Raw genomic sequence first — 22,915 nt, 5'->3', positions numbered from 1 at the left:
AGGAGGAAGGAGGAAGACAAATTCCTGAGTAGATTTATGTATGGAATTTTTCTACTAACTTTTTTTTAGTCATTAAATCCTCAGTAAAAGTTAATAAATTTCTTTGTTCCTGAAAATATATAGCATTATGCATTTAGGCATCGAAAACTCAGTCAGAGATTACTTTTAACTTTTTACTTTTAACTTCGTATAGCACTATAGAACCCAATCCTTGAGAAATGTTCCAATTTCTACAATATTATTTTTGAATTTTGACTTTTGAATTTTGACTTGACAAATATGACTACACCTACTAAACCGTCTGCTCCAGCTTTCCCTAATTCTCAGTCAAAACATGGTATAAGTCAAACATTTTCTAAACTGTTAGGTCCTCTAGCTTTATTAGGTCCGGCAGGTTTATGGTTACTGTTGATATTAGTGTTGCCGACTTTAGTAATTTTCCAACTGAGTTTAGTAGAAAATATTCGACCTGGAGATTTAGTAAACCCTGATGGCATTGGTAACTATTTACGAGTATTTGACCTGATTAATTTAAAAGTAATTTGGCGTTCAATTTATTTTGCTACAGGTACAACAATTTTATGTTTATTATTGGGATTTCCTGTAGCCTATTGGATTGCTTTAATGTCACCCAAACGGTGGCGAAATTTACTTTTATTAGGTTTTGTCTTGCCACTTTGGACTTCATCTTTATTACGTTCTTATGCTTGGATTACAATTTTACGACCAACTGGCGTATTAAACTCAATTATTGGAATTATTGGATTACCACCTTTAGAAGTATTGAATCGAACTCCCGCTGTTTTGATTGGTATGAGTTATAGTTATTTACCCTATATTGTGACTATTCTTTATGCTTCTTTAGAAAAGTTAGACCGGAGATTATTAGAAGCATCGGCAGATTTAGGAGCAACCCCTATACAAACTTTTTGGAAAGTGACTGTTCCTCAAAGTTTACCTGGTATTGCTGCGGGTTCTTTATTAGTTTTTATTAGTTCTTTAGGAGATTTTGTTGACCCTGAATTATTGGGTGGTGCTTCTAGTATGACAGCTGCTCGATTAATTTATAATCAATTTTTAGGAGCTACTCAAAATTGGGGGTTTGGTTCAGCTTTGAGTATGGTTATGATTTTGGGGGTGAGTATAGCGATCGCTCTTTTACTAAAATTTGGCGATGGTAAACCCTCTAAGTAGGGTTTGCTGAAAAAGTCTTTTCGTAAGGGGAGGAGACAGGAGACAGGAGACAGGAGACAGGAAACAGGAGACAGGAGGCAGGAGACAGGAGACAGGAGGAACGAGGGAGGAAGTAGGATTCAACAATTAATAATTACCTCTCCTTGGAAGCGGATAGGATTGACTCAAAGGAAAAAATTTTCTTCTCTTGGTCTCAAATGCGTTGGCTTCGGAGCAATATAATTCTGTCGTCGTCATACAATGGTTAGAGAAGAACGATCGTTTACCCCTACAATATGGACTCTTGTCTTTAAAATACTGAATAACACCGATGCTACCGGATTTGATATGACTTCAGGTAGAGGTACTGATAACTGATAACTGATAACTGATAACTGATAACTGAAATGACAAATACTTTAATAAATCCAGAAGATAATATCCCAATAGATATGTCTAAATCTCAATCAAAAATTCATATTTCTTGGCAGGTAATATTTACAATTTTAATGTTTTTGTTTATGTACTTGCCAATTTTTGTCTTGACTTTTTATAGTTTCAATAAATCTAAATATAGTGCAGGATGGGAGGGCTTCACCCTGCAATGGTATGTCAAGCTTTTTCAAGATACTAGAGTTTTAAATGCTTTACAAAATAGTTTAACTGTAGCTATTTGTGCTGTGGCTGTGTCAGCAATTATTGGTACTTTAATGGCAGTAGGTTTAGCAAAATATAAATTTCGAGGCAAATCTTTATACTTAGGTGTTTCTTATTTACCATTAATTATTCCTGATATAGCGATCGCTGTTGCGACTCTAGTCTTTTTAGCAGCATTGGCAATTAGATTAAGTTTATGGACAATAATTGCAGCTCATATTGTTTTTTGTCTAGCTTATGTGGGTTTAGTTGTTTCCACAAGATTAGCAGATTTAGACCCTAATTTAGAGGAAGCTGCCCTTGACTTGGGAGCAACTCCAGTACAAGCTTTTTTGCAAGTATTGTTACCCCAATTAATGCCAGGAATTATATCTGGATGTTTGCTAGCTTTTGTATTAAGTATGGATGATTTTTTAATTGCTAGTTTTACTTCAGGAAGTGGGGCAACAACTTTGCCAATGGAAATTTTTAGTAGGATTCGTACAGGGGTAAAACCTGATATTAATGCCCTGAGTGTAATTTTAATTTTAGGCTCAGGAGCGATTGCAATTGTTGGAGAATTTTTGCGGACTAGAAGTGAGAAAAAAAGTATTAAGTAGTTCAGGAGTCAGAATAGATTAATTGTGGTTCAACAATTAATAATTAACTAGCTATCAGCATTTTCCGTACCGGAATGCTCTGTAAACATAACTCAGCTTTCAGCGCGCTAAAAGTTTGGGTTTAAATCCCCATAACTGGAGTTGATAAACAAAGTAAAACTATGAGATTTATTAGTCCTAAAACAGATTTTGCTTTCAAAAAAATATTTGGCTCAACTGAGAGTAAAGATATTTTGATTAGTTTCTTGAATGCTCTAATATATGGTGGTGAATCTATGATTCAAGATTGGGAAATAATTGACCCATATAATCCAGGAGATACGATTAGTTTGAAAGATAGTTATCTAGATGTGAAAGCTATCTTAAATGACGGCTCCAATGTGATTATTTAAATGCAGGTATTGAGTGTTACGGCTTTTGAAAAGCGAGTAGTTTATAATTTGTGTAAAACTTATGGCAATCAATTAAACACTAGGGAAGGATATCGGAAATTAAAACCAGTAATTGCTTTAACGATTACAAATTTTGAGATGTTTGAAGAAACCGGCAAATAGATTAATCATTTTGTGTTTAAAGAGAAAGAGCAATTATTTGACTATAGAGACGAAGAAGTAGCAATGATATTTGTAGAATTACCGAAGTTCCCCAAAGAGTTAGAAGATTTAGGAGGAACAACTTTAAGTTTTAGTAGTTTGGAAGATTTGTTGAATTGGTTGAAATAATTGGATAGGGAATAGAGCGATCGCTCCCTTAATCTAACCTCTCCCACATCTATAAAGCTAGACGCGCTACCAGTTTGGGTTAAGCGTATCTCGCAACCCAATTATAATAAATAAAGATTAAGTTGAGCAAATCCCAAGAAGTTGAATATAAAAATATATAGCAGTAGAAGAAAAGGGCGCAGATATATCAAAAGCTTAAAACTCCGACAACGCAAAATTTTTCTAACTTCGCTAACTTCGGTCCCTCAATCGTTCCTTCTTCTTTCTGCTATACCAATTACTACTTGTTCAACCTACGAATTAATCCATTCAGTGGCTCCCACTAATTGATTATTGTCGAATACTTTTACAGGGCAAGGAATAATAAATCTAAACAGTTTTGTTGCTCCGACAACCCATTTATTATCGGACACAACTGCAATTTTTTCCCAAGCAGTTGGGTGTTGAAGACCTACTTTTGCATCATCCCATAAAGCTTTAGCTTCAAACCCTGAAAAATCACTGCCCAAATTATAAAGCAAGCGAATTTTGGGTTTTTCTTTTAACTTAGCCTCTATGGCGGGAATCAAAACAGATTCGTAGTCCTCTCCAGTGACTCGACCATGAGCAGTAAAGGCAAGAACGTTATCCTGTTGATTGGAACTGATTTCAATCATAATGGCCCTCCTAGATTTCAATCTATATCAGAGCAGTTTGTAGAGTTTTTTCTTCGGCGTTGGTAAAGCGCGTGTATGATATTAATCGCGCATTACTTAGGAGTCAACCCACCCCTCGCCCCTCCCCCTCCCAGGAGGGGAAGTCAGGAGTCAGGAGAGAAGAAAGAAGAAGGAAGAGGAATAGAAGGAGAAAGTTTTTTGGTCGCGTAAACAGAATGGAGTTCTATGGCACTCTTATCCGGACATGATATCATACCTCAAATTACCAACACCTTTTCTTCTTTTATTATAGCAATAGAAAATGAAAATGATCTTCACGCACAGTAGATTGGGTGCAAAGTTCTAGTGCAGGATGGCAGAAATAACTAACCAGTTACAAAATCCTAAAAGCCTTACCAATCAATACTTTTAACTTTTAACTTTTGACTTGCGCGTAGCGACACTAGGATTTTCACTAAACAGAGAACATAAATTAAAATTATAGCGGTTTTCATAAAAATAGACTAGAATTCACAATTTTGTGACTCCTCAATTTTTAGGCATACTCACTGCTATTCGAGGCTAACTATTTATCTAACTGCTTCTTTTTTAAATTTTTATACTGCTATTAAGAGTAAAATAAAAAGTTGTGCCTTTTTCCACTTGAGAAGTACACCAAATTAAACCTTGGTGACAATTAATAATTCTTTTCACAATTGATAAACCAATACCAGTTCCTTCAAACTCATCATCTGAATGGAATCGCTTAAAAGGAGTAAATAATTCTGTGAATATTTCCATATTAAAGCCAGCACCATTATCTTTAATAAAATAAATTACATCTGATTTTTGTACACATAAGCTTTTGTCTTTGTAATATAAAGAGCATTGATTAATGATTGAATCTAATTCTTTTTGTTCTGCGGATAAAACTCCAAATTCAATCTGAGTAACATCTTTTTTAGATGAATATTTCCAAGCATTACCAATTAAATTTTCTAAAGCAATTGTTAAAAATCTTTGATCCCCTTGATCTGTAACATTGGGCTGAATTAATAATTCAACTTTTCTTTGTGGTTCTTTGATTTGAAGCTTCATTAGTATTTGTTGAACTATACTACTTAAATGCACTAATTCAAGAGTTATTGGACTTTTTTTTATCTTGGACAACATGAGTAAATCTTTAATAATCTGCTGCGTTCGAGCAGTTGATTGAAACATTAAATCAAAATAATCTTGAGCATTTTGATTGGTATAATTATCATCTCCATATTCTTCTTTGAGAAAATGAGTTAATGACTCAATAGTTTCTAATTGGTCGCGGAAATCATGAGCTATACTATAACTAAAAGTTTCTAATTCTTTATTAGTTTCTTCAAGGGTTAATTCTAAGTTTTTTCTTTCTGTAATATCTCTTACTGTAATAGCAAAACCATCCCCTAATTTAACGGCGATGAAATGATACCATTTTCCTTCTTCTTGGTTATTATAATAAATATCCTGCTCTAAAGATTTTCCAGTTTCTACCACATTAACTAAATCTGTAAATAAATCATAATGAATTCTATGTAAAAACTTTTTCAGCACTAATTTACCAATTAAATCTTGTGGTTCTTGATTAAAAGCTCTAGCAATAACTGGATTAACAACTAAACAAGAAAAATCAATAATATTTCCTGTTCTCTGGTCTCTTAATGCTTCCATCGCTGCAATACCATCAAGAGAGGAATTTAAAATACCAGAAATTAATGCCCTAGATTGATATAAAATAGCTTCTGCTTCTTGGCGTTGTTTAATTTCTTGTTTTAGACTTTCTCTTTCTTTTTCTAATAACTGTTTTTGTTTTTGAATAATTAACTGACTTTTAACTCTTGCTAAAACTTCTTCTTCTTGAAAAGGCTTAGTAATATAGTCTATTCCCCCTACTTCAAATGCTTTTACTTTATCAAAAACTTCATTTAAAGCGCTAATAAAAATCACTGGAACATCTTTAGTTTTAGGATGCTCTTTTAAACGTTCACAAACTTCGTAGCCATTCAGGTCGGGCATTTTTATATCTAGTAAAATTAAATCGGGAGTGTCTGTTTCAATAGAAATTAATGCACTCTCTCCATCAATGGCTTTTTTTACCTTATAATTATTATCTTTTAAAAGAGTAGCTAAAATTTTTAAATTAGAAAGTTGATCGTCAACGATTAAAATAGTTCCTTCTGAATTTTTTTCTGATATATTATTCATATTTTTATAGCAATTCCCAAAAAGAGTGAGGTACAAAACTCTAGGCTTTAGGCAACAGGTAACAGGCAACAGGCAATAGTGAAGTAAAAATAATAGTTTACCTCACTAGCCTGAGAAATGCTATATGGTTTATCCTGATTTAAGAGATTCAATCAATTGTCTAATAGTCTTCAATTGAAAATCATTGACTAAATTAATTAACTTTTCCGCTAATAAAGATTTCTCAACCGGAATTTGTCCTATTAATTCTAAGATACTATCGTCATCTAAAGCTTTAGCTGCATCATACAGTTTTTCTAACCATTCACTCGGCATTACCTGCAAATCTTCTACTGTTAAATTTGGTAATTCACTGGTAGTTTTAGCTGGAGTTTCTTCTGCATAAATATATTCCACTCCTAAATGCTTTTTCATCGTCTCAAAAATTATTGATTCTCGGAATGGTTTTCTGACAAAATCATCACATCCTGCTGATAAAATAATTGACTTTTCTTCTTCTAATACACTTGCTGTTAAAGCAATTATTGCTGTGGCATTTCCTTTGATTGTGCCTTTAATTATTTGAGTTGCTTCGTAACCATCCATAACTGGCATTCTCATATCCATCCAAATTAAATTAGGTTGCCATTCATCCCAGATTTCTATGGCTTGTTTTCCATTTTCTGCTTCTTTTAATTCAAATCCTAATGGTTGTAATAATTTAATCAATAATAAACGATTAGTAGGCCGGTCATCTACAATTAATATTTTATAACGGGGTTGATTGGGTTTTAAAGCTATGACATGACGTGGATGTTCTTGAGTTTCTATATCTTCTTTACTGACGATTTTGGTCTTCACAAATAGATTTAACCGTCGGGTTATTTAAGCTATTGGAATTATTAGGGTTGTATTCGTAATGGGTAAATTGTCCTGAATCTCGGTCAAATCTGGTTAACCCACCACTACCTCCAATCCAGACAATACCAGATCGGTCTTCATAAATAGCATTAGTACCATTATGTTTCAAACTATTATCATCCCCAGGGATGGCACGATAATGAATAAATGATTTGCCTAAAAGATCCAGTATACTCACACCCCTTTCTGTGGGAATCCACAATTTGCCGACTTCGTCTTTGTAGAGTGGAAGAGTATTATCATGACTGAGACTATAGGGATCGCCAGAGTTATGTTCATAATGGGTAAAGGTTTTTGTTTGGGGGTCGAATCGGTAAAGTCCATTACCCCAAGTCGCAAACCACACAAAACCTGCATCATCCTCAACTGCTGATACTGTAAAAACTGTGTTGTTATCTGACTTATTGATATTGTCGGGATTGTATTGATATCGAGTAAATTTCTGGGTTTCCCGGTCTAAAGTATTGAGACCGTTTTGAGTACCCACCCATAAATTCCCGCGACTATCTTCATAAATTCCTCGTACAACATTGTCACTGAGACTATGGGGGTCGTTTGGATCGTGCTGATAATGGGTAAATTTTTCTGTTTCATAGTCAAACCTTTCCAGACCACCATAAGTTGCGATCCAAAGTACACCCTTGCTGTCTTCATAGATTTTAAACACATCGTTATTAATTAAGCTGTGGGGATTTGTGGAATCATGTTGGTAGCGAGTAAATTTGCCTGTATTTCGATTCAGTTTGTTAAGTCCACCACCCAAAGTACCTATCCATAAATTTCCCTGACTGTCTTCATGGATAGCTCTAAGAGCATCGCTACTTAAACTTTGGGGGTTGTCTGGATCGTGATAATAGTGGGTAAAACTCTCAGTGGAAGGTACATATTGATTAAGTCCAGCATTCCAAGTTGTAATCCAGAGTGTACCACTACGGTCTATCAATAGGTCTCTAGTGCGATCGCTACTCAAACTACCAGGATTATTAGGATCGTGCTGAAAAATTTTCATTCCATTGCCATCATAGCGAATGAGTCCGCCATTCATCGCAAACCACATAAACCCATCATTATCTTGAACAATGTTCCAGACTCTATCTTCCGGAAGTCCATCTTTGCTGGTGATATGTTTGAATTTGGTAAATTTTCCTGCATCTCTTGCTCGGAGTATCTGTGGTGTTGGTTTCTTTGCCAAGGTAGCTAAATTTTCTACTGTTTTCTGTTCAGTCTGAAAGGAGTGGTCTTCTCCCAAGGCAACAGGCAACAGGCAACAGGCAACAGGCAATAGGCAATATATAGGAAAAAAGTATTTTTGCAAATATGAGATGCACCCTATCCGAATGGGATGTTTCCCAAACAGTTGAGTCCTGCTATTGTTTATATTTGGCTGATAATATTTATTATTTTTTAGACGATTTTTATACATAGTTTTTCATAATATATGGTTTTTCTAATTCTGTCAAAACACCAGAATGTTCAAAATATTGACTCAGAAATTTATTAAATCCATTCCAACCATCCGGTTTAGCCGCATAAAACAAAAGCTGTTGAGGCGAGAGTTCTTTTTCCCATTCCTTCACAGCTTTTTCTCCAGATTTAATTGCCTTTTCTATATCTGTTTTATCTGTTTTATTCAAAGTTTGAGTTAGGCGATCGCCCGCTTTTTTCACAAGATAACCCCCTACTTTTGGTATTACCCAACTTACTAAATCTAGCCCCACAAATTACCTCTAATGGTACTTATATCATGTCCGGTTGAATACTTACACTTTGGAGGAGGTAAGGCAGAAGGCAGCTATGCTGGAGGCAGAAGGAAAGAAGAGGTTAGAAGGGAAAAGGTTTTTTATCACGCTATTATCCGGACATGATATTAGACATTTTTTGGTAGGAAAAATGCGTCAAAGTCAGTCTAGACAAGGGAATTACGTCGAGGCGTTAAAAATGGCTAGCACCCTTAGTAATTCAGGATTTTACCTTTTTGACGTAAAAGCCTGTGCCTATCTATATTTGAGCCTATTTTATTGCTTGATTTTGTGTAAGTCCCACTAATTAGATTCACTTCTATTCTATTTTAATAAAGTAATAAAGTAAGAACCTATCCCACTAATAAGACTTTTGCTAAAAACTCTAAATATGTTGATACTTAAAAACGAAAAATCAAGCTTTTCAAACACATTTTACTTAAACAAATAAACTTGTTAAAAATAGTGGGATAGCTTCAAAGGAGTAGGGAGTAGGGAGTAGGGAAGAAATTGAAAAAGTAAGGGAGTAGAGAGTAGCTAGTTAACGATAGAATACAAAAATTGGGATAATTTATTTTCTGCTATTCCCTTATTACACAGAAATTATCAATTCTTTCCCCCCTACTGCCTACTGCCTACAACAAAGCTGCCTACTCCCTCTTTTCTGGAGATGTCTAGGAGATGTCTAGTAGATACTAGACAACATAGCATCAATTGTTGTTTCTAAAGCAACTGCTGCTCCCGCACTCATATCCCGAGGAACACAAACTCTATTTCTGAGAAAAGCAAGGGCGATCGCTCCTACAGCAGCATCAGCAGCAGGTTCCTCTTTTCCTTCATTCTGTTGGTCAGTTTTTGAGTCAACTGGTTTGTCAGAAAATAATGGAATACTTCCTTCAATTAAACAATGAACTAAACGTCTCAAATGCCGATCAATAGCTAATTCAATACTGGGTAAAGTCTCCTGAATCACCCATTTTTTAATTCCCGAATTTTTGATAATATCAGCAATCACAGTTTGGTAGTTACTACTTAATCTCGCCGCTGCCTCCATAGAATATTCTTCTGTTTGACTTTCTACTTCTCCATGGGGTTGTGGTTGAGTAACACTTAGAGATTTACTCTTATGGATAGGTTGTACGCCAAATAACTTGTGCATAATCAAATTATTAGTTCGAGCACTAGGTTTGATCCGTTGATAAGAGGAACGTTTATTGATAGCTGTCAACCATTGATTGAGTCGAGGAAAGCGGTCATTGTCGTATAGAGAATATCCCCGGAATACAGGTAAATTTGCTGCGAACCTTCTGAGAGCTGGAGTATACATAATATCCACCAAACTAAACTCGCCCATAAAATAAACACCAGGATATTGACCCAATGTTACCTCTAACTGGTCTGATTTTGTCTCAAAAGTTGTTTGCAAATTCAGCAGTTGTGCCGCTATCTGTTCCGGAATAGTTTCTGTAGATTGCTCAGAGTTAGCAGGTTTGCCTCGGAGAAACGCATATCCTGATTTGACTAAACCATTGGCATCAAAATTCTCAATCATATCTAATGCCGCAGACCTTTCTTGAGAGGCGATCGGCAGTAGAGGAAAGCGATCGAATTTTTTTTCTAAGGCAAGCAGAATATCTTTAGACTCATAAACTAACTCGCCCTCAATTTTGACTGCGGGAACCAATGCTGTTGGCACCATATCCTTATACCACTGTGGTTTGTTTGATAAATCAATTAATTCAGTTTCAAAAGGAATTTGTTTTTCTTCTAAAGCAAACCAAACTCTTTCACAGAAAGGACACCAACCATGAGTATCTCGATAGAGCAAGACAGAAGGTTTTTCCCCAGGACTGAGTCGATGGAGGTGACTGGATATTGTTGCAGTGGCAGGTGTTTGTCCTGGTCTTGATATCCATTTTGCCGTAGTATTTTGTTGGGCAACCTCTAGTAATTCTTCCCAGTTAGGAAGAGATTTTTGCTGAGATGTCTCTGTTTTCATTGCTAGCTTTATTTGTTAGATAGATGTACCTGAAATTTTATCATAAATCAAAGTCAAATAAATATTTCGTAGTGGCGTGACACACCAATGTTGCAATAGTAGGGGCGGGTTCCGCGTTAAATTAATGGTGTTAGAAATTATCTGATTAACCCGCCCCACTAAATTAATATTTATGAAGATACGATCGGGGGTTCTATAAGGTTTTTCCTTCTCTTAAAGCTTCTTCCTTCTTCCTTTTTCCTTCTTCCTTACCTTCTCTATACAATACCGATGCTACCGGACATGATATCAGTTATCAGTTGTCAAAAGGTGGCATATATCTAAGTTTTGCTCAGTTACGCTATCGCTAACACACCCTACTGTCGTGTCAAGCTTAAAATAGGGTAATAGGAAAATGGTAAAATCTAAGCTATATATTGTTTTTGTCCAAAATCCTAATACAACATTTAAGGCTTGACGCGCTACTACTGGACTCGGTTTTTTATTCCCCCTATTGCTTATTGCCTGTTGCCTGTTGCCTGTTGCCTGTTGCCTGCGCGCAGCGCTCTAACCCACAAATTGCAGCTAAAAGTAACCATCCTATTGTATTAATTCGTAAATCAAACAAACTCACGTCAAACATATTAAATATAGTACAAGCAGCAAAAGCTACTAAATAACTAAAAAATATGAAACGGTCTCCTCTGGAATAAATTGATGACCTATTAATTAATAACAATACTGCCTTTGCCAATATCCAACCCACCCAAACAAACAAAAACAAAGCAGCAGGAATTCCAGTTTCTGCCGTTAGCATCAAGAATAAATTATGAGGATGACCAAGCCACATTTGCATCTGTGCTTCATACAAAGGAGTAAAATTCCGCAAACCCCAACCACTCCAAGGCTTTTCTAAAGTCATATTCCAAGCAAATTGCCATTGGGTGCTGCGTAGAATGGCTACAGGTCTATCAAAATCTCGATCTGTGAGTCGTGCCCAAAAGTATTCCGGAACAATTATTCGTAACCATTGCTGCAAAGGTGCAGGAGCAAAAGCAGCTCCAAAGACAGTTGCCACTGCTGTCATTACTAACCATACTAACCAATGCCAACCAAGATAAATAGCATAAGCAAGACCAGCAAATACCACTAACCCCCAAGCATTGCGTGAATTTGTCAAGACCAAAGCAATGCCATTACTAATTATTGCCACTGTTAAAAAAATAAGTTCTTGAGGTGACTCACCATGAAAAATATTGAAGCGACCCATTTTCTGTTTTGGGTGTGCGCTCTCTGTTGTCACCCTGTTTCCAAATAAAAATTTCCATTTTTCAATCCACAACCCCAACCCAAGAATAAATACAACCGTCAAATAAATTGCGAGAATATTAGCATACATAAATACTGAAGCCATTCTCCCCGGAGGGTTGCCTTGTGGTGCAAGTACCCAACCTAAAATAATTTGTAAACTCAGGGGGCCAGACCAACCAAAAAATAATTGTCCGAAACCTAAAATGACTACAGGTAGTGAAGAGAGTACCATTACCCAAGAAAGTCGTCGCAGTTGGGAGGGAGTTTGGATAAGAGTACTCAAGGCAGCAAATACTCCAAAAAACGGTAATAAATTAGCTAACCCTAAAAAGGCTTCCTGACGGTCTAATGCAAAAAATGTAGCGATCGCTAACCAGACAGCAAGACCAGCTAAGGCTATATTGTGGGGACGACGAATAATGCTGCGCCATTTTTGTTGCCAACTGCTAATAACGGCAAAAATTAGAGTTAATATACCTATAGTTGGTAATATAGGAAACAGTAATAGTCCTATTTGAGTGAACTTCCACTCTTTTTGTAAATAACGATGAGAATTATGATTCAATTTTTTTAGGTATTATAGCAGGGAACAGGGAACAGGGAACAGGGAATAGGCAACAGGCAACAGGCAACAGGCAACAGCGGTCAGACCCCGCGACGACGCCAGCTCGCTTGCGGAATGCTGACCAAGAGAGGCAACAGTGGAAAAAAACATTGCCTAGCTGTGGGATAGTGCGTTACGTGATACTAACGTACTCTACTGGACTGACACACCTTAAATGGTGCATTAGATTCAATTCAAAAGTCAAAAGTCATGCATTCAAAAGTAAGAGTTTTCAAGTTAAAAACTAATGCACAGTTTTAGCTGTGTAAGTCTACTACATTATATTCATTTTACAAACACTCTCTAATATAGCAATAGTAATTCCCAAAAAGTGTGAGGTACAAAATGATAAGTTTTAGGGAGCAGGAAAACGCATAATGATATAAACTTGTAATAAAGTAGGTTGGGTTAAGCGCTAGCAAACCCAACAGATAAGGGTCTAATTTTTTTCCACTAGCATCTCCAATAATAAAAAATAACATGAAATTAGCAACAGTTAAACAATTATTTATTCATCCAGTTAAAGGGTTAACTCCTAAAAATTGCCAGGATTTTTTCCTCACTTCAGGATATGGCATTAAAGGCGATCGCGCTTTTGCTTTGATGTTTCTCGACTCTGATAACTCTACAATACCAGAAGTTATACCTTGGATGAGTAAAAAGCATTTTGCAGTACAAAATGACTGGCCTGGTTTAGCTGCTTTGAATTGCGAGTTTGACCCAGAAACTGGATTTTTGACTGTGCGACGGCAGGAAGTTGAGTTGCTGAAGGCAAATGCAGATTTATCTGAGGAACGCGATCGCATTAGTGCTTTTTTCACAGATTATTTGACTACTCTCACACCGAATAAAGGAGCGCGTCATCCTCAAAAAGCTCCCGTGCAGTTAGTGGGAAATGGTAAGACAACTCGTTACCCTGACCGCGAAATTGTACATATTTCTATTATTAGTCAGGCAACTATGGATGATTTAGGAAAAAAGGCAGGCACGATATTAGATGTGCAGAGGTTTCGCCCTAATGTAGTTGTGGATGGAATAGATGCTTGGTCAGAGTTTGACTTGGTAGGAAAACAGTTGCGCTTGGGTAATGCTCAAATTACTGTTACTGCTAAAATTGGACGGTGTATGAATATTGAGGTCGATCCAGAAACAGGTGATCGCGATATTCCTTTATTATCGGTGTTGAAAGAAAAATTTGGTCACGCTCACACGGGAGTATTGGCAACTGTTGATAGTGATGGCAGTGTAGCGGTTGGCGATCTTTTGCAAGTTTTGAGTGATTAATTTCTATATTTTTTACAACAATCAATAATTATGATAGTCTATAGCAGGCAACAGGGAACAGTGGAAAAAATATTTCCCTGTCTTACGGTTGATTATCAGTATAAGTCCTAAGTAACCCATAATTTGTTATAATTAGGACTTAGGCACTGACAATAGAAGTATAGCAATGTGCGCTGGCATATTTACAAATCACAGGAGGTGTCCAATAGCTAAAAGTCTTATATTATCAGCTTTTTATTCCCCCAGATGAGTTGTTGCCTATTGCCTGTTGCCTGCGCACAGCGCTATAGAGTTTGTGCGCTATCGCTAACACACCCTACCAATCGCGTTCATGCGTAAGTCATATCAAATCCGGTAGCATCGGTGTAATTAGATGGGGAGATGGAGAGATCGAGAAATATTTGGTAATGGTTGAAGATGGAACATTTTTTTAGGGGTTGCACATTATGGAATGATACTGCCAAAAAGAGGTTTAGACTTTGACTAAAAAAACCTAATATTAATTGTTCTAGCAATTATCAAATCCAAAATCAAATTCAATCAAAAATCTCAAATCATTCGCCACTGTGCAACGCCTTTTTTTATACCGAATTAAACGGATTTGATATGATATACAAGTCAAAATTAATAGGAAGTGAAATTATGGAAAGTCAATTATCTGGAAGTTGGCAAGACTGGGTAGGAGTAGCAGGTTATGTTTTATTTGCAGGTTTTATTGTCTGGCGCGTACTTACAATGCCATCAAAGTGAGTTACATCATGTCCGGATAAGAGCGTGATAGAATTCCGTTCCGCTTACGCGACCAAAAAACTTTATCCTTCTCCTGTTCTTTCTTCTTCTTTATTCCCTCCTGACTCGGTCCTTCCCCTCCTGGGAGGGGTTAGGGGTGGGTTGACTCCTGACTCCTCCATCATTTATTTATAACTGTTCAACCGGACATGATATTATAGCGCTATGTGTTGGGTAGTAGCTTGCTATAACGATAGGATTGGCCATGATAGCAGTATGCACTCAAGAAAGTTATAAATAATGAGGTCAACTAAAATGCTGGAAGTCAGATTGATCTTTGAGAAAAAGGAATTGCGCAGGCCCTCAAAAATGATATTGAAGCTATTCCTACTGACTACTAGAAACAACCTTTTATTATACAGACGCTGCCGGACTTGTTGATATTATAGGCGATCGACAGACACAGGCATTAATTTTTCGTGTGTGGTGTAAAAAAAGGTTTGTTATCATTAATACAAGACAAGACATATTCAAAACGAGTACCTTTTTGATTGGTATGTTTGATAATTCTACAGATTTTTCCAATCCATTCATACTCAATCAACATTACATAAGTGTAGATATTTTCCCTCTGGCACAATATATACAGTCCAGGGGTTTATTATCATTCCATCTTCTATTTTATGGACTGTGAGGATCGTTTTTCCTTTTAGAAGTTGGACAAGGTGACTGGGAAAATTAGCAGATTGATTTTGGACTACTATTATGAATGCAATATTTAGTTGTTTTGGCAGATGAGAAAAAAATGTTTCTAATAGTTTTAGATTCTCTGCAAATATTGCTAGACCTACGACAAAAAATTGGTTTTCTAGTTGTAATTTCATTTTTTAATGGGGAAGAGGAAACAGGGAATAAGCAATAGGCAATATGTTGTACCTCACTTCTTTAATCAATGCTATAAAAATAATTTTTCCTACCTATTTAATCGGACTATCAAATATACAATTAGTTTTGTTTGACTACTTAGGGTTTGCGCTCATAAGTCTTATTGGTGAGGGTAGGAGACAGGAGACAGGAGACAGGAGACAGGATAAATGGGTACTTAGAGGAGGTAGGAGCGGGCGTTTTGTAAGAATGATTTTTCTGCCCAACTATGCGCCTAAAATACGCTCCTTTTTGAGCGTGAAGAGCTGAAAAACAGGCACTTTTTTTGAACAAAAAAAGGCTAAAACCTTTATCTGTAAATACTTTTATATTTAATCAGCAATCCCTACTTATTTTAGTAAACTATTCAAGAAAATAGGGAATAGGGAAAGACTTTTCAACTATTAGCTCTAGGAAATGCTTACTATTCAATCAGTCAATATTTGTCTACCCATTTTAAATTTTGAACAGTTTAACTAGCTATCAGCTTTTAGAACTCTGGGTTAAAATCCCCGCTTTCTATAAACCGGATAGTTTAGGAGGTTTTGAAATCCCTTTCTAAACGTAAAAAAAATAATTCTACTGATTACTGAGTGCTGAGTGCTGACCGCTTCTTTAAAGTTAAAATCATGCATTTATATTATCATGCTATAATTTCGTAATTAATCAAAAAAGTTATTAATTTGTTTTTAATTAATTGTAGTGAATAATAATCCTCGTCAATTAGCTTTTATTATCCTCCAAGAAGTGTATCGAAAAGAAGCTTTTGCTGATTTTGCTCTAGATAAACATTTGAGAAAAAATGACTTAATTGATGCCAACCGTCGATTAGTTACAGAGTTAGTTTATGGATGTGTGAGAAGGCAGCGATCGCTTGATGCAATTATCGATCGATTAGCAAAAAAGAAATCTCACCAACAACATCCAGACTTACGGATAATTCTCCATATTGGTTTATATCAATTATCCTATTTAACACAAATTCCAGAATCAGCAGCAGTTAATACCACAGTTGAGCTAGCAAAAGAAAATAAACTGGCTAAATTAACTGGTTTTATTAATGGTTTACTCAGAGAATATATTCGGCGAGAATTGACGATTGACTTGCCCAAAAATCCAGTACAAAAATTAGGAACATTATATAGTTTTCCTGACTGGATAGTTAAATATTGGATAGAGACATTAGGTTTAAGAGAAACTGAAGAATTATGCTCATGGTTCAATCAATCGCCGAGTCTTGATTTAAGAATTAATCCACTCAAAATCTCAATTACAGAAGTAGAAACAGCTATGAAAAATACAGGTATTTGTGTTAACTGGATACCTCAATTTCCCCAACTTTTAAGACTAACAGGTGCAGTAGGTTCAATTCAAAAATTACCGGGTTATGAAGAGGGTTGGTGGTCAGTTCAAGATAGTAGCGCTCAATTAGTTAGTTATTTATTAAATCCACAACCAGGAGAAATCATCATTGATGCCTGTGCTGCCCCTGGAGGTAAGACAACTCACATAGCAGAATTAATAGGAGATAATGGCAAAATTTTTGCTATTGATAAAACAGCTTCTCGACTAAAAATGTTAGAACAAAATTCTGAAAGATTGCAGTTAAAATCTATTTCTATTTATATAGGAGATAGTCGAAGTTTTCCTGAATTTATTAATCAAGCTGACCGAGTTTTATTAGATGCACCTTGTTCTGGTTTAGGAACTTTACACCGTCGAGCGGATGCAAGGTGGAGACAAACTCCAGAGAATATTCAAAAGCTCTCAAAACTTCAGAGTGAGTTATTAGAAAATACTGCCAAATGGGTCAAACCAGCCGGAGTTTTGGTATATGCAACTTGTACAATTCATCCTTTAGAAAATGAGGAGGTGATTGAGAAGTTTTTGACCAATAATTCTGAGTGGGAAATTGAAGCGCCAACTATTGATTTTATAGTGTCTCCCACTGTGGAAGGATGGGTAAAAGTTTGGCCTAATAGAGAACACATGGATGGTTTTTTTATGGTGAAATTGAGAAGAAAGTGTCAGAAATTAACAATTAATAATTAATAATTAATTATTAATTATTAATTAGGGTTTGCGTATGGAAAGTCTTTTTGCTGAGGTAGGAGACAGGAGACAGGAGACAGGAGACAGGAGACGAACCACCCCTCGCCCCTCCCCCTCCCAGGAGGGGAAGTCAGGAGAAATGGGAATGAGCGAGGAGGTAGGAGTAAGAATTGTCAGAATGATTTTTCTGCTCAACTCTTGCCTAAAATACTAGCTTTTTGAGGGTTTTCAACTGAAACAGGGGCACTTTTTTCAATCATAAAAATGCTCAAACCTTTATATATCAATACTTTTATATTTTATCGGTAAGCCCTAATTATTACTTATTCTTAAAAGAAGGGGATTGACTAAAAGGAAAATTTTTGATTTTATCTCCTTAAAAGGGGAAGCTTTAAACCTGAATTGTTTAATTATTAATTATTCGGTAAGTGGTAGTTTTTAGGTGTTAGGTGGTAGGTGTCATTGCAATTCCCAAGAAGTGTGAGTTCAACAATTATTCATTATTCATTATTCATTATTCATTGTTGAAATATATTCTGCCAAATCTTCTAATGGTTCATCAAAATCATCTGACATAATAATTTGATTTGCCCAACTACCATAACCCTTAACAGTTTCTATCTTTTCTGTGAATTGTTGATTATTCGGATATTTTTCTCGTAAATATTCTGCATAATTCAACAGTTCTTTTTTCAGAGATTCAGGCAGATTAATTACAACTTTCCACAAAGCTATATCGGTATTCATAAATTTTATTCTAACCAAATAATAGGGATAAAAATCTCATCAAAAACTGTGTAATTTCAGTTATCACTTGTCAATACTCATAATTATATCATATATAACTTTGTAAGAGTTTGACTGAATAACCGAGGGGCGATATAGCGTTTCTCAAGTTACTAAGGTACAGTTGTTTTTCTTGTTTTCTATTCCCTACTCCCTACTCCCTACTCCCTAAACAGCGATCGCCTCCAAAATTAACAACCCTAAATCTTTATATAAACCTCTATTTTGCTGAGGACAACTATGGTGAGTTAAACAGCGGGGACAACCATATTCACAATCACAATTTTTTGCTAATTCTGTTGCCTTCTTTGCAAACTTCAACAGTTGATTAAAAATTGCTTCACTCGCACCATTTCCACCATCGCAAGTATCAAAAAAATAACCGATAGTTTCTCCTCTCTCTTGCTTCACAAACCATTGAACATCCTGACTCGAACTTAACACTACTAAAGGCACAGCAAACATTAGTTGATGCCCCATACTATGCAATGCAATAAAATCTGAATTACAACTCCATAAATTTTTGAATTTATCTGGAATTTTGTCTTGATACTTCTCTTTTATTTTCTCCTTAATTTCTCTAAAATTTTCCCCTATAGCATTGCTAAAAGCATAATTTATCTCTACCTTCACAACTGGAGCTTGATATTGAGTTTGATAGGGCGGATCGAAACTACCTCCATCTACAACTTTAGTAATTTCACCTCCTTTTTTATATTCAGTAGCAAACAAATCATATCCTGTGACTAAAAAGGTAATTTCTCCCCAGATTAAACTTAATCTTAATCTAGCGTGCGGAATATTTGCTTGAATTATTTGGGATTTTGCTAATTGCTGAGTTTCTTGAATAACTAACTCAGTTTTTGGCTTGCTTTCTAAATTACAATTTTTGCCTAAAGGTTTTAAAATTGCTTTTTTTGTATCTAAGTCGAGATTCTCAGAACGATAAAAAATTAACTCACTGTCATAATTTTGGGCTAAATAAATTGCCCCTGGAAAAACTTCCTGATGGGCAAGACTCATTTGCATTTTTTCAAAAGTTTCTCCAGTATTAATATTGATTAATTCCACATCATTTTGAGCATGACCGCGAATATTAATATTCCGATGAGGAAAACCATATCCCCAAAGTTCAGAAGAGTTAGTAATATAGATTTTTTCTTGTTTCAATAAACTATCAGCAATAGCTCCAGCTACTTCTCCAAAACGTTCTGTTATTTCATTCAAAGGTAGGCCACTTTCGACACAACTACATTCTAAATGTTTGCCCAAAATAGTCGGATAATTTGGATTAAAAGCAGCACTTTCCACCTCACCATTTAATAATAAATCTGGTTTATTTCCATAGAAATTATCCAACGGGTTTTGAGCTACTGGTAAAAACATCACTAACCCAGGATTTCTACGTCCTGCTCTACCAATTCTCTGTCGCCATGACATTAAACTACCAGGATAACCACGCACCAAACAACAATCAAGTCCTGGTAAATCAATTCCTGCTTCTAATGCAGAAGTAGAAAGAATAACTTTTACTATACCAGCTTCTAATTTTTGGATAATATCCTGTCGTCTATTAAATTGCAAAGAACCATAAAAAATTGCCACTTTATCTGCTAAATAACTCTCACCATTCTTATCAGCTATTCGCTTAATTATACCCAGGAGTTTTTTCACAGCACTGCGAGAATTACAAAATACTATCCCACTTAGATCGTGGCGTAACCAAGACAGAATTATTTGACAAGCATCGGGGTTAGCAGTTTCGCTAGGTTCCAAACATAAAATTGTTCTACCAGCACTATCAGCACCACTTTTTGATATTAGATGAAGTCGTTCCGGTTCCTCAGATCGGTTGCTAAATCTCATTGCCATTTCTGCGGGGTTGCCAATAGTAGCTGAACTAAAAATAAATTGTAGTTTTTTTGAACTTCCTCCTACTCTGTCTACCACCATTTTTAATCTGCGCATTAGGTTGGCAAAATGAGCGCCAAAAGCACCTCTATAAGTATGAGATTCATCTATAACTACATAGCGGAGTTGTTGAAAAAATTTACGCCATCCTTCTCCATCTTTGCTTCTAATTCTATATAGTTGATAGTGTAATAAATCTGGGCTGACTCCTAAAATATTGGGTGGGTTGGGGATAAATAATTTTTTCCTTTGTTTTGAGGATGTGTCACCTGTAATTAATCCAATTTTGACAGAATTTTCGGGAAAGTATGAGACCATTTTTTCCAACTTTTGCATCTGGTCTAATGCTAATGCTTTGAGGGGAAAAATATATAATGCTGTGGTCTGAGGTTGTTGTAAACATGATTCTAAAATCCCTAAGTTATAACAGAGAGTTTTACCAGAAGCTGTGGGGGTAAAGATGCAAAGGTCTAATTTTTTTCTCAGAGCGTTTAATGATTCAATTTGATGTTCATAGAGTTCCGTAATCTTTTGTAAAATGAGAGAATTTTTGAGAGTTATTGGTAAATCTTCTGGCAAAGGATAAAGTTTTCCTGGAGTTGGTGGTGTATTTTCTATAGCTACTAATTTATCTGAAAATTCTTGGGCTATTGTTTGAAATACTGGTCGGGGAATAGCTGCTATTTCTGCGGAAGTAATCTTTGATTTTTCAGGCTGTTTTAACTTCTTAGTCTGAAAATTTTTACTATCTCTTTGATGAATTTGTTTTTGATTAATTGCTATTTGCCAATCAGGAAAATGTACTGGGGTTGTATTTTCTAGAAAGTCTACAATTAAACGTTTGCCTAATACTGCTGTAATTTGACCAATACCATATTCAGGAGAATAAATTTTTGCACCAATTTTTAACCACTCTGGAGGTAATAGTAATTGATTTCCTGCAGCTTGGAGAATAGCAGCATAATCTGTAGGTTTATCTGTCATATTAGCTTTTTAGTAGTAGTGGACCGACACAGCTAAAATGGTGCATTAAAATAGTCAGCAATGGAGGACAATAATTATCATTTTCTTTGTGGGTTTAATACCTCACCGTCTACACGGTGTTCAAAATTACTTGGGGTTAGAATCCCCATGTAATTTTCCTCCTGTCTCCTGTCTCCTGTCTCCTGTCTCCTTCTTCAAGGGAAGAGGTCGGCCAGATAAAGTCTATCTGACGGATGTCATATAAAATCCAGTAGCATCGGTATAAAATTTTTTGAAGGTAGGAGTCAGGAGTCAGGTAGGGGAGACGTCGGATTAGCGACGTACAAGAGTCAGGAGGGAAAACAGTTATAAAGATTTGGCAATGGTGAAGATGGACAATATTTTTATACCTAATTAAACGGATTTGATATCATATTTTTAACGATTTTTTCTACACAATTAATACTCTGCGCTCAAAGTTATTTTTTTAAGTAGAAATAAAAATAAAATTTTCTGACAGCATTACTAAGTTCTGTCAAAACTGATTTGGAGTAATTATTAACCTGGGTTCAGCAACATATAGTTCTGTACGATATAGTAAATAAACTAGACCTTTTTTATCTACCCATCGCTCATATAATGCTTTCAAATTTGCCGTAATTTGTTCTCGTTCATAACCTTGATTTGGCACTGATGACGAACTCATAATACGACCTATTAATCCTGGCAAATCTAACTCTTGTCTGTGAGTAAATGTTGAATGTTGAAAATTGACAAAATAGGAACTTTTTTCTATGGAAGCAATTGAAAAACGTCGTTTTTTTTTAGTGTTTGAATGATGTTTAGATATCTGCTTCATTAAGTTACTATTTTCTTTAGTAAATCCATCTTCTCTATTCCAGTTATTCCATAAAAGTGCTAATTTGCCAGAGGGTTTTAAAATTCTGTGAAATTCCTGTAAAGTAGGTTCCAGATTAAACCAATGAAAAGCTTGAAAACAAGTTACTAAATCAACTGATTCATTAGGAAGATTAGTCGCTTCTGCCGTTGCTTCTCTAAACTCTATTAAAGGGTGAGATTGAGCAGCATTCTTCATTTTAAGGTTTGGTTCAATAGCTATGACATTAATACCTTGTTCAGCTAACATTCTAGAACCAATACCTGTACCAGCTCCAATATCTGCTGCTAATAATTCTGAAGGATTTTCAAATCCAGAAATCATTAAAGTGATCGCTTCTTTTGGATAATTTGGTCTATACTGAGCATAATCTTCGGCTCGATCGGAAAATCGATTTAGTGGGTTCATTTTATCTCTGCATACCTTAACTAATATTACTTTTAATAAATTTAACTCTATTATCAAATCATGGCATATAAATTAAAAAAAATATTAGACATATGGGGAAATGTTGGTACAGAATTTGGACCCAGTGAATTTGTGGTTCGCGTAGGTGCAGAAGTTGAGATTGATTCGGTTATGAACACTGTTGAATATGTCCAAGAAAATTCGGCTTTGAGCCAAACCTAAAACTTGCCCCAGTTTTTTCAAAATTTTGAATATAAATTAAATATTCCTTGCTCTACTTATATAACTGGTATTATGGGCTTTATTGTTTACCTATCTTGATTAATCTCTTTGGGTGAGAATTGAAAATTTATGTAGTTGACGAAGAAGGCTGAGAATGGCTAAAAATGAGGACCAGTAATCCT

Annotated in this window: 22 protein-coding genes and 1 pseudogene; 12 read left to right on the top strand and 11 right to left on the bottom strand. The window is 35.6% G+C overall.

Going from position 1 to position 22,915, the window contains the following annotated elements; genetic code table 11:
- The first annotated feature begins 279 nt into the window (after window positions 1–279).
- The 4 genes and pseudogenes from F6K06_RS01330 to F6K06_RS01315 all read left to right on the top strand — a co-directional run.
- Window positions 280–1,194 carry an ABC transporter permease gene (locus F6K06_RS01330; RefSeq protein ID WP_124144447.1) on the top strand — a complete coding sequence of 305 codons (915 nt, stop codon included), beginning with the start codon at window positions 280–282 and terminating at the stop codon, window positions 1,192–1,194.
- A gap of 3 nt (window positions 1,195–1,197) precedes the next feature.
- On the top strand, window positions 1,198–1,416 hold the full coding sequence (locus tag F6K06_RS01325; protein WP_124144446.1) for a hypothetical protein: 219 nt from the start codon (window positions 1,198–1,200) through the stop codon (window positions 1,414–1,416).
- A 164-nt stretch (window positions 1,417–1,580) separates the two neighbouring features.
- The gene (locus F6K06_RS01320) at window positions 1,581–2,429 is read left to right on the top strand and encodes an ABC transporter permease (protein WP_124144445.1); all 849 of its coding nucleotides are present in this window, start codon (window positions 1,581–1,583) and stop codon (window positions 2,427–2,429) included.
- A gap of 161 nt (window positions 2,430–2,590) precedes the next feature.
- Window positions 2,591–3,094: pseudogene (locus F6K06_RS01315) on the top strand (Rpn family recombination-promoting nuclease/putative transposase); the annotation flags it as partial.
- Between the two features lie 350 nt (window positions 3,095–3,444).
- Here F6K06_RS01315 and F6K06_RS01310 read toward each other — a convergent pair.
- A complete protein-coding gene (locus F6K06_RS01310) occupies window positions 3,445–3,807 on the bottom strand; it encodes an STAS/SEC14 domain-containing protein (protein WP_124144442.1) in 363 nt (120 codons plus the stop codon).
- 75 nt (window positions 3,808–3,882) lie between these two features.
- On the opposite strand from F6K06_RS01310, the gene F6K06_RS01305 reads away from it, so the two are divergent.
- Window positions 3,883–4,017 carry a hypothetical protein gene (locus F6K06_RS01305; RefSeq protein WP_287242304.1) on the top strand — a complete coding sequence of 45 codons (135 nt, stop codon included), beginning with the start codon at window positions 3,883–3,885 and terminating at the stop codon, window positions 4,015–4,017.
- A 378-nt stretch (window positions 4,018–4,395) separates the two neighbouring features.
- Here the strand turns inward: F6K06_RS01305 and F6K06_RS01300 are convergent, their stop codons facing one another.
- From F6K06_RS01300 to F6K06_RS01285, 4 genes are all read right to left on the bottom strand, one after another.
- Entirely contained in the window at window positions 4,396–6,024 is a 1,629-nt protein-coding gene (locus F6K06_RS01300) for a response regulator (RefSeq protein ID WP_287242307.1), read from the bottom strand.
- Window positions 6,025–6,153: 129 nt separating this feature from the next.
- Window positions 6,154–6,864 (bottom strand): response regulator, encoded by a 711-nt coding sequence (locus F6K06_RS01295; RefSeq protein WP_287242310.1) that lies wholly within the window; start codon window positions 6,862–6,864, stop codon window positions 6,154–6,156.
- Window positions 6,842–8,347, bottom strand: a complete 1,506-nt coding sequence (locus F6K06_RS01290) for a two-component regulator propeller domain-containing protein (protein ID WP_287242313.1) — start codon at window positions 8,345–8,347, stop codon at window positions 6,842–6,844. Before F6K06_RS01290 ends, F6K06_RS01295 begins: the two co-directional genes overlap by 23 nt.
- A complete protein-coding gene (locus F6K06_RS01285) occupies window positions 8,340–8,642 on the bottom strand; it encodes a hypothetical protein (protein ID WP_124145254.1) in 303 nt (100 codons plus the stop codon). The genes F6K06_RS01290 and F6K06_RS01285 overlap by 8 nt, the downstream gene beginning before the upstream one ends.
- A 12-nt stretch (window positions 8,643–8,654) precedes the next feature.
- Between F6K06_RS01285 and F6K06_RS01280 the strand changes: the two genes are divergently transcribed.
- Window positions 8,655–8,789, top strand: a complete 135-nt coding sequence (locus F6K06_RS01280) for a hypothetical protein (protein WP_287308851.1) — start codon at window positions 8,655–8,657, stop codon at window positions 8,787–8,789.
- A 559-nt stretch (window positions 8,790–9,348) separates the two neighbouring features.
- Here F6K06_RS01280 and F6K06_RS01275 read toward each other — a convergent pair.
- Window positions 9,349–10,662 carry a glutathione S-transferase family protein gene (locus F6K06_RS01275; protein ID WP_124145253.1) on the bottom strand — a complete coding sequence of 438 codons (1,314 nt, stop codon included), beginning with the start codon at window positions 10,660–10,662 and terminating at the stop codon, window positions 9,349–9,351.
- A gap of 490 nt (window positions 10,663–11,152) precedes the next feature.
- Entirely contained in the window at window positions 11,153–12,517 is a 1,365-nt protein-coding gene (locus F6K06_RS01270; RefSeq protein WP_124155175.1) for an O-antigen ligase, read from the bottom strand.
- Between the two features lie 519 nt (window positions 12,518–13,036).
- Between F6K06_RS01270 and F6K06_RS01265 the strand changes: the two genes are divergently transcribed.
- Both F6K06_RS01265 and F6K06_RS01260 read left to right on the top strand, forming a co-directional pair.
- Window positions 13,037–13,840, top strand: a complete 804-nt coding sequence (locus F6K06_RS01265) for an MOSC domain-containing protein (protein WP_287242317.1) — start codon at window positions 13,037–13,039, stop codon at window positions 13,838–13,840.
- A gap of 606 nt (window positions 13,841–14,446) precedes the next feature.
- Entirely contained in the window at window positions 14,447–14,590 is a 144-nt protein-coding gene (locus F6K06_RS01260) for a hypothetical protein (RefSeq protein ID WP_287308850.1), read from the top strand.
- A 575-nt stretch (window positions 14,591–15,165) separates the two neighbouring features.
- On the opposite strand, the gene F6K06_RS01255 is transcribed toward F6K06_RS01260, so the two are convergent.
- A complete protein-coding gene (locus tag F6K06_RS01255; protein ID WP_124145250.1) occupies window positions 15,166–15,453 on the bottom strand; it encodes a chemotaxis protein CheB in 288 nt (95 codons plus the stop codon).
- Window positions 15,454–15,496: 43 nt separating this feature from the next.
- Here F6K06_RS01255 and F6K06_RS01250 point away from each other — a divergent pair, with 43 nt between their 5' ends.
- The 3 genes from F6K06_RS01250 to F6K06_RS01240 all read left to right on the top strand — a co-directional run bounded on the left by F6K06_RS01250 (window position 15,497) and on the right by F6K06_RS01240 (window position 17,759).
- A complete protein-coding gene (locus F6K06_RS01250) occupies window positions 15,497–15,763 on the top strand; it encodes a hypothetical protein (protein ID WP_124145249.1) in 267 nt (88 codons plus the stop codon).
- A 432-nt stretch (window positions 15,764–16,195) separates the two neighbouring features.
- Complete coding sequence (locus F6K06_RS01245) at window positions 16,196–17,545, top strand: 16S rRNA (cytosine(967)-C(5))-methyltransferase (protein WP_124145248.1); 1,350 nt, start codon at window positions 16,196–16,198, stop codon at window positions 17,543–17,545.
- Between the two features lie 34 nt (window positions 17,546–17,579).
- Window positions 17,580–17,759, top strand: a complete 180-nt coding sequence (locus tag F6K06_RS01240; RefSeq protein ID WP_124155173.1) for a hypothetical protein — start codon at window positions 17,580–17,582, stop codon at window positions 17,757–17,759.
- Window positions 17,760–18,052: 293 nt separating this feature from the next.
- On the opposite strand, the gene F6K06_RS01235 is transcribed toward F6K06_RS01240, so the two are convergent.
- From F6K06_RS01235 to F6K06_RS01225, 3 genes are all read right to left on the bottom strand, one after another.
- The gene (locus F6K06_RS01235) at window positions 18,053–18,292 is read right to left on the bottom strand and encodes a DUF2281 domain-containing protein (RefSeq protein ID WP_124145246.1); all 240 of its coding nucleotides are present in this window, start codon (window positions 18,290–18,292) and stop codon (window positions 18,053–18,055) included.
- A 207-nt stretch (window positions 18,293–18,499) separates the two neighbouring features.
- Window positions 18,500–21,226, bottom strand: a complete 2,727-nt coding sequence (locus F6K06_RS01230) for a DEAD/DEAH box helicase (RefSeq protein WP_124145245.1) — start codon at window positions 21,224–21,226, stop codon at window positions 18,500–18,502.
- Window positions 21,227–21,740: 514 nt separating this feature from the next.
- Window positions 21,741–22,511 carry a class I SAM-dependent methyltransferase gene (locus F6K06_RS01225; RefSeq protein ID WP_287242323.1) on the bottom strand — a complete coding sequence of 257 codons (771 nt, stop codon included), beginning with the start codon at window positions 22,509–22,511 and terminating at the stop codon, window positions 21,741–21,743.
- Between the two features lie 60 nt (window positions 22,512–22,571).
- On the opposite strand from F6K06_RS01225, the gene F6K06_RS01220 reads away from it, so the two are divergent.
- On the top strand, window positions 22,572–22,733 hold the full coding sequence (locus tag F6K06_RS01220) for a hypothetical protein (protein WP_161564550.1): 162 nt from the start codon (window positions 22,572–22,574) through the stop codon (window positions 22,731–22,733).
- The last annotated feature ends 182 nt before the right edge of the window (window positions 22,734–22,915 follow it).

The organism is Okeania sp. SIO1H4 (genome assembly GCF_010672695.1).
In the GTDB taxonomy this organism is placed as follows: domain Bacteria; phylum Cyanobacteriota; class Cyanobacteriia; order Cyanobacteriales; family Microcoleaceae; genus Okeania; species Okeania hirsuta.
Note: the sequence above shows the minus strand (reverse complement) of the source record. Positions and strands in the feature narration are given on the sequence as shown.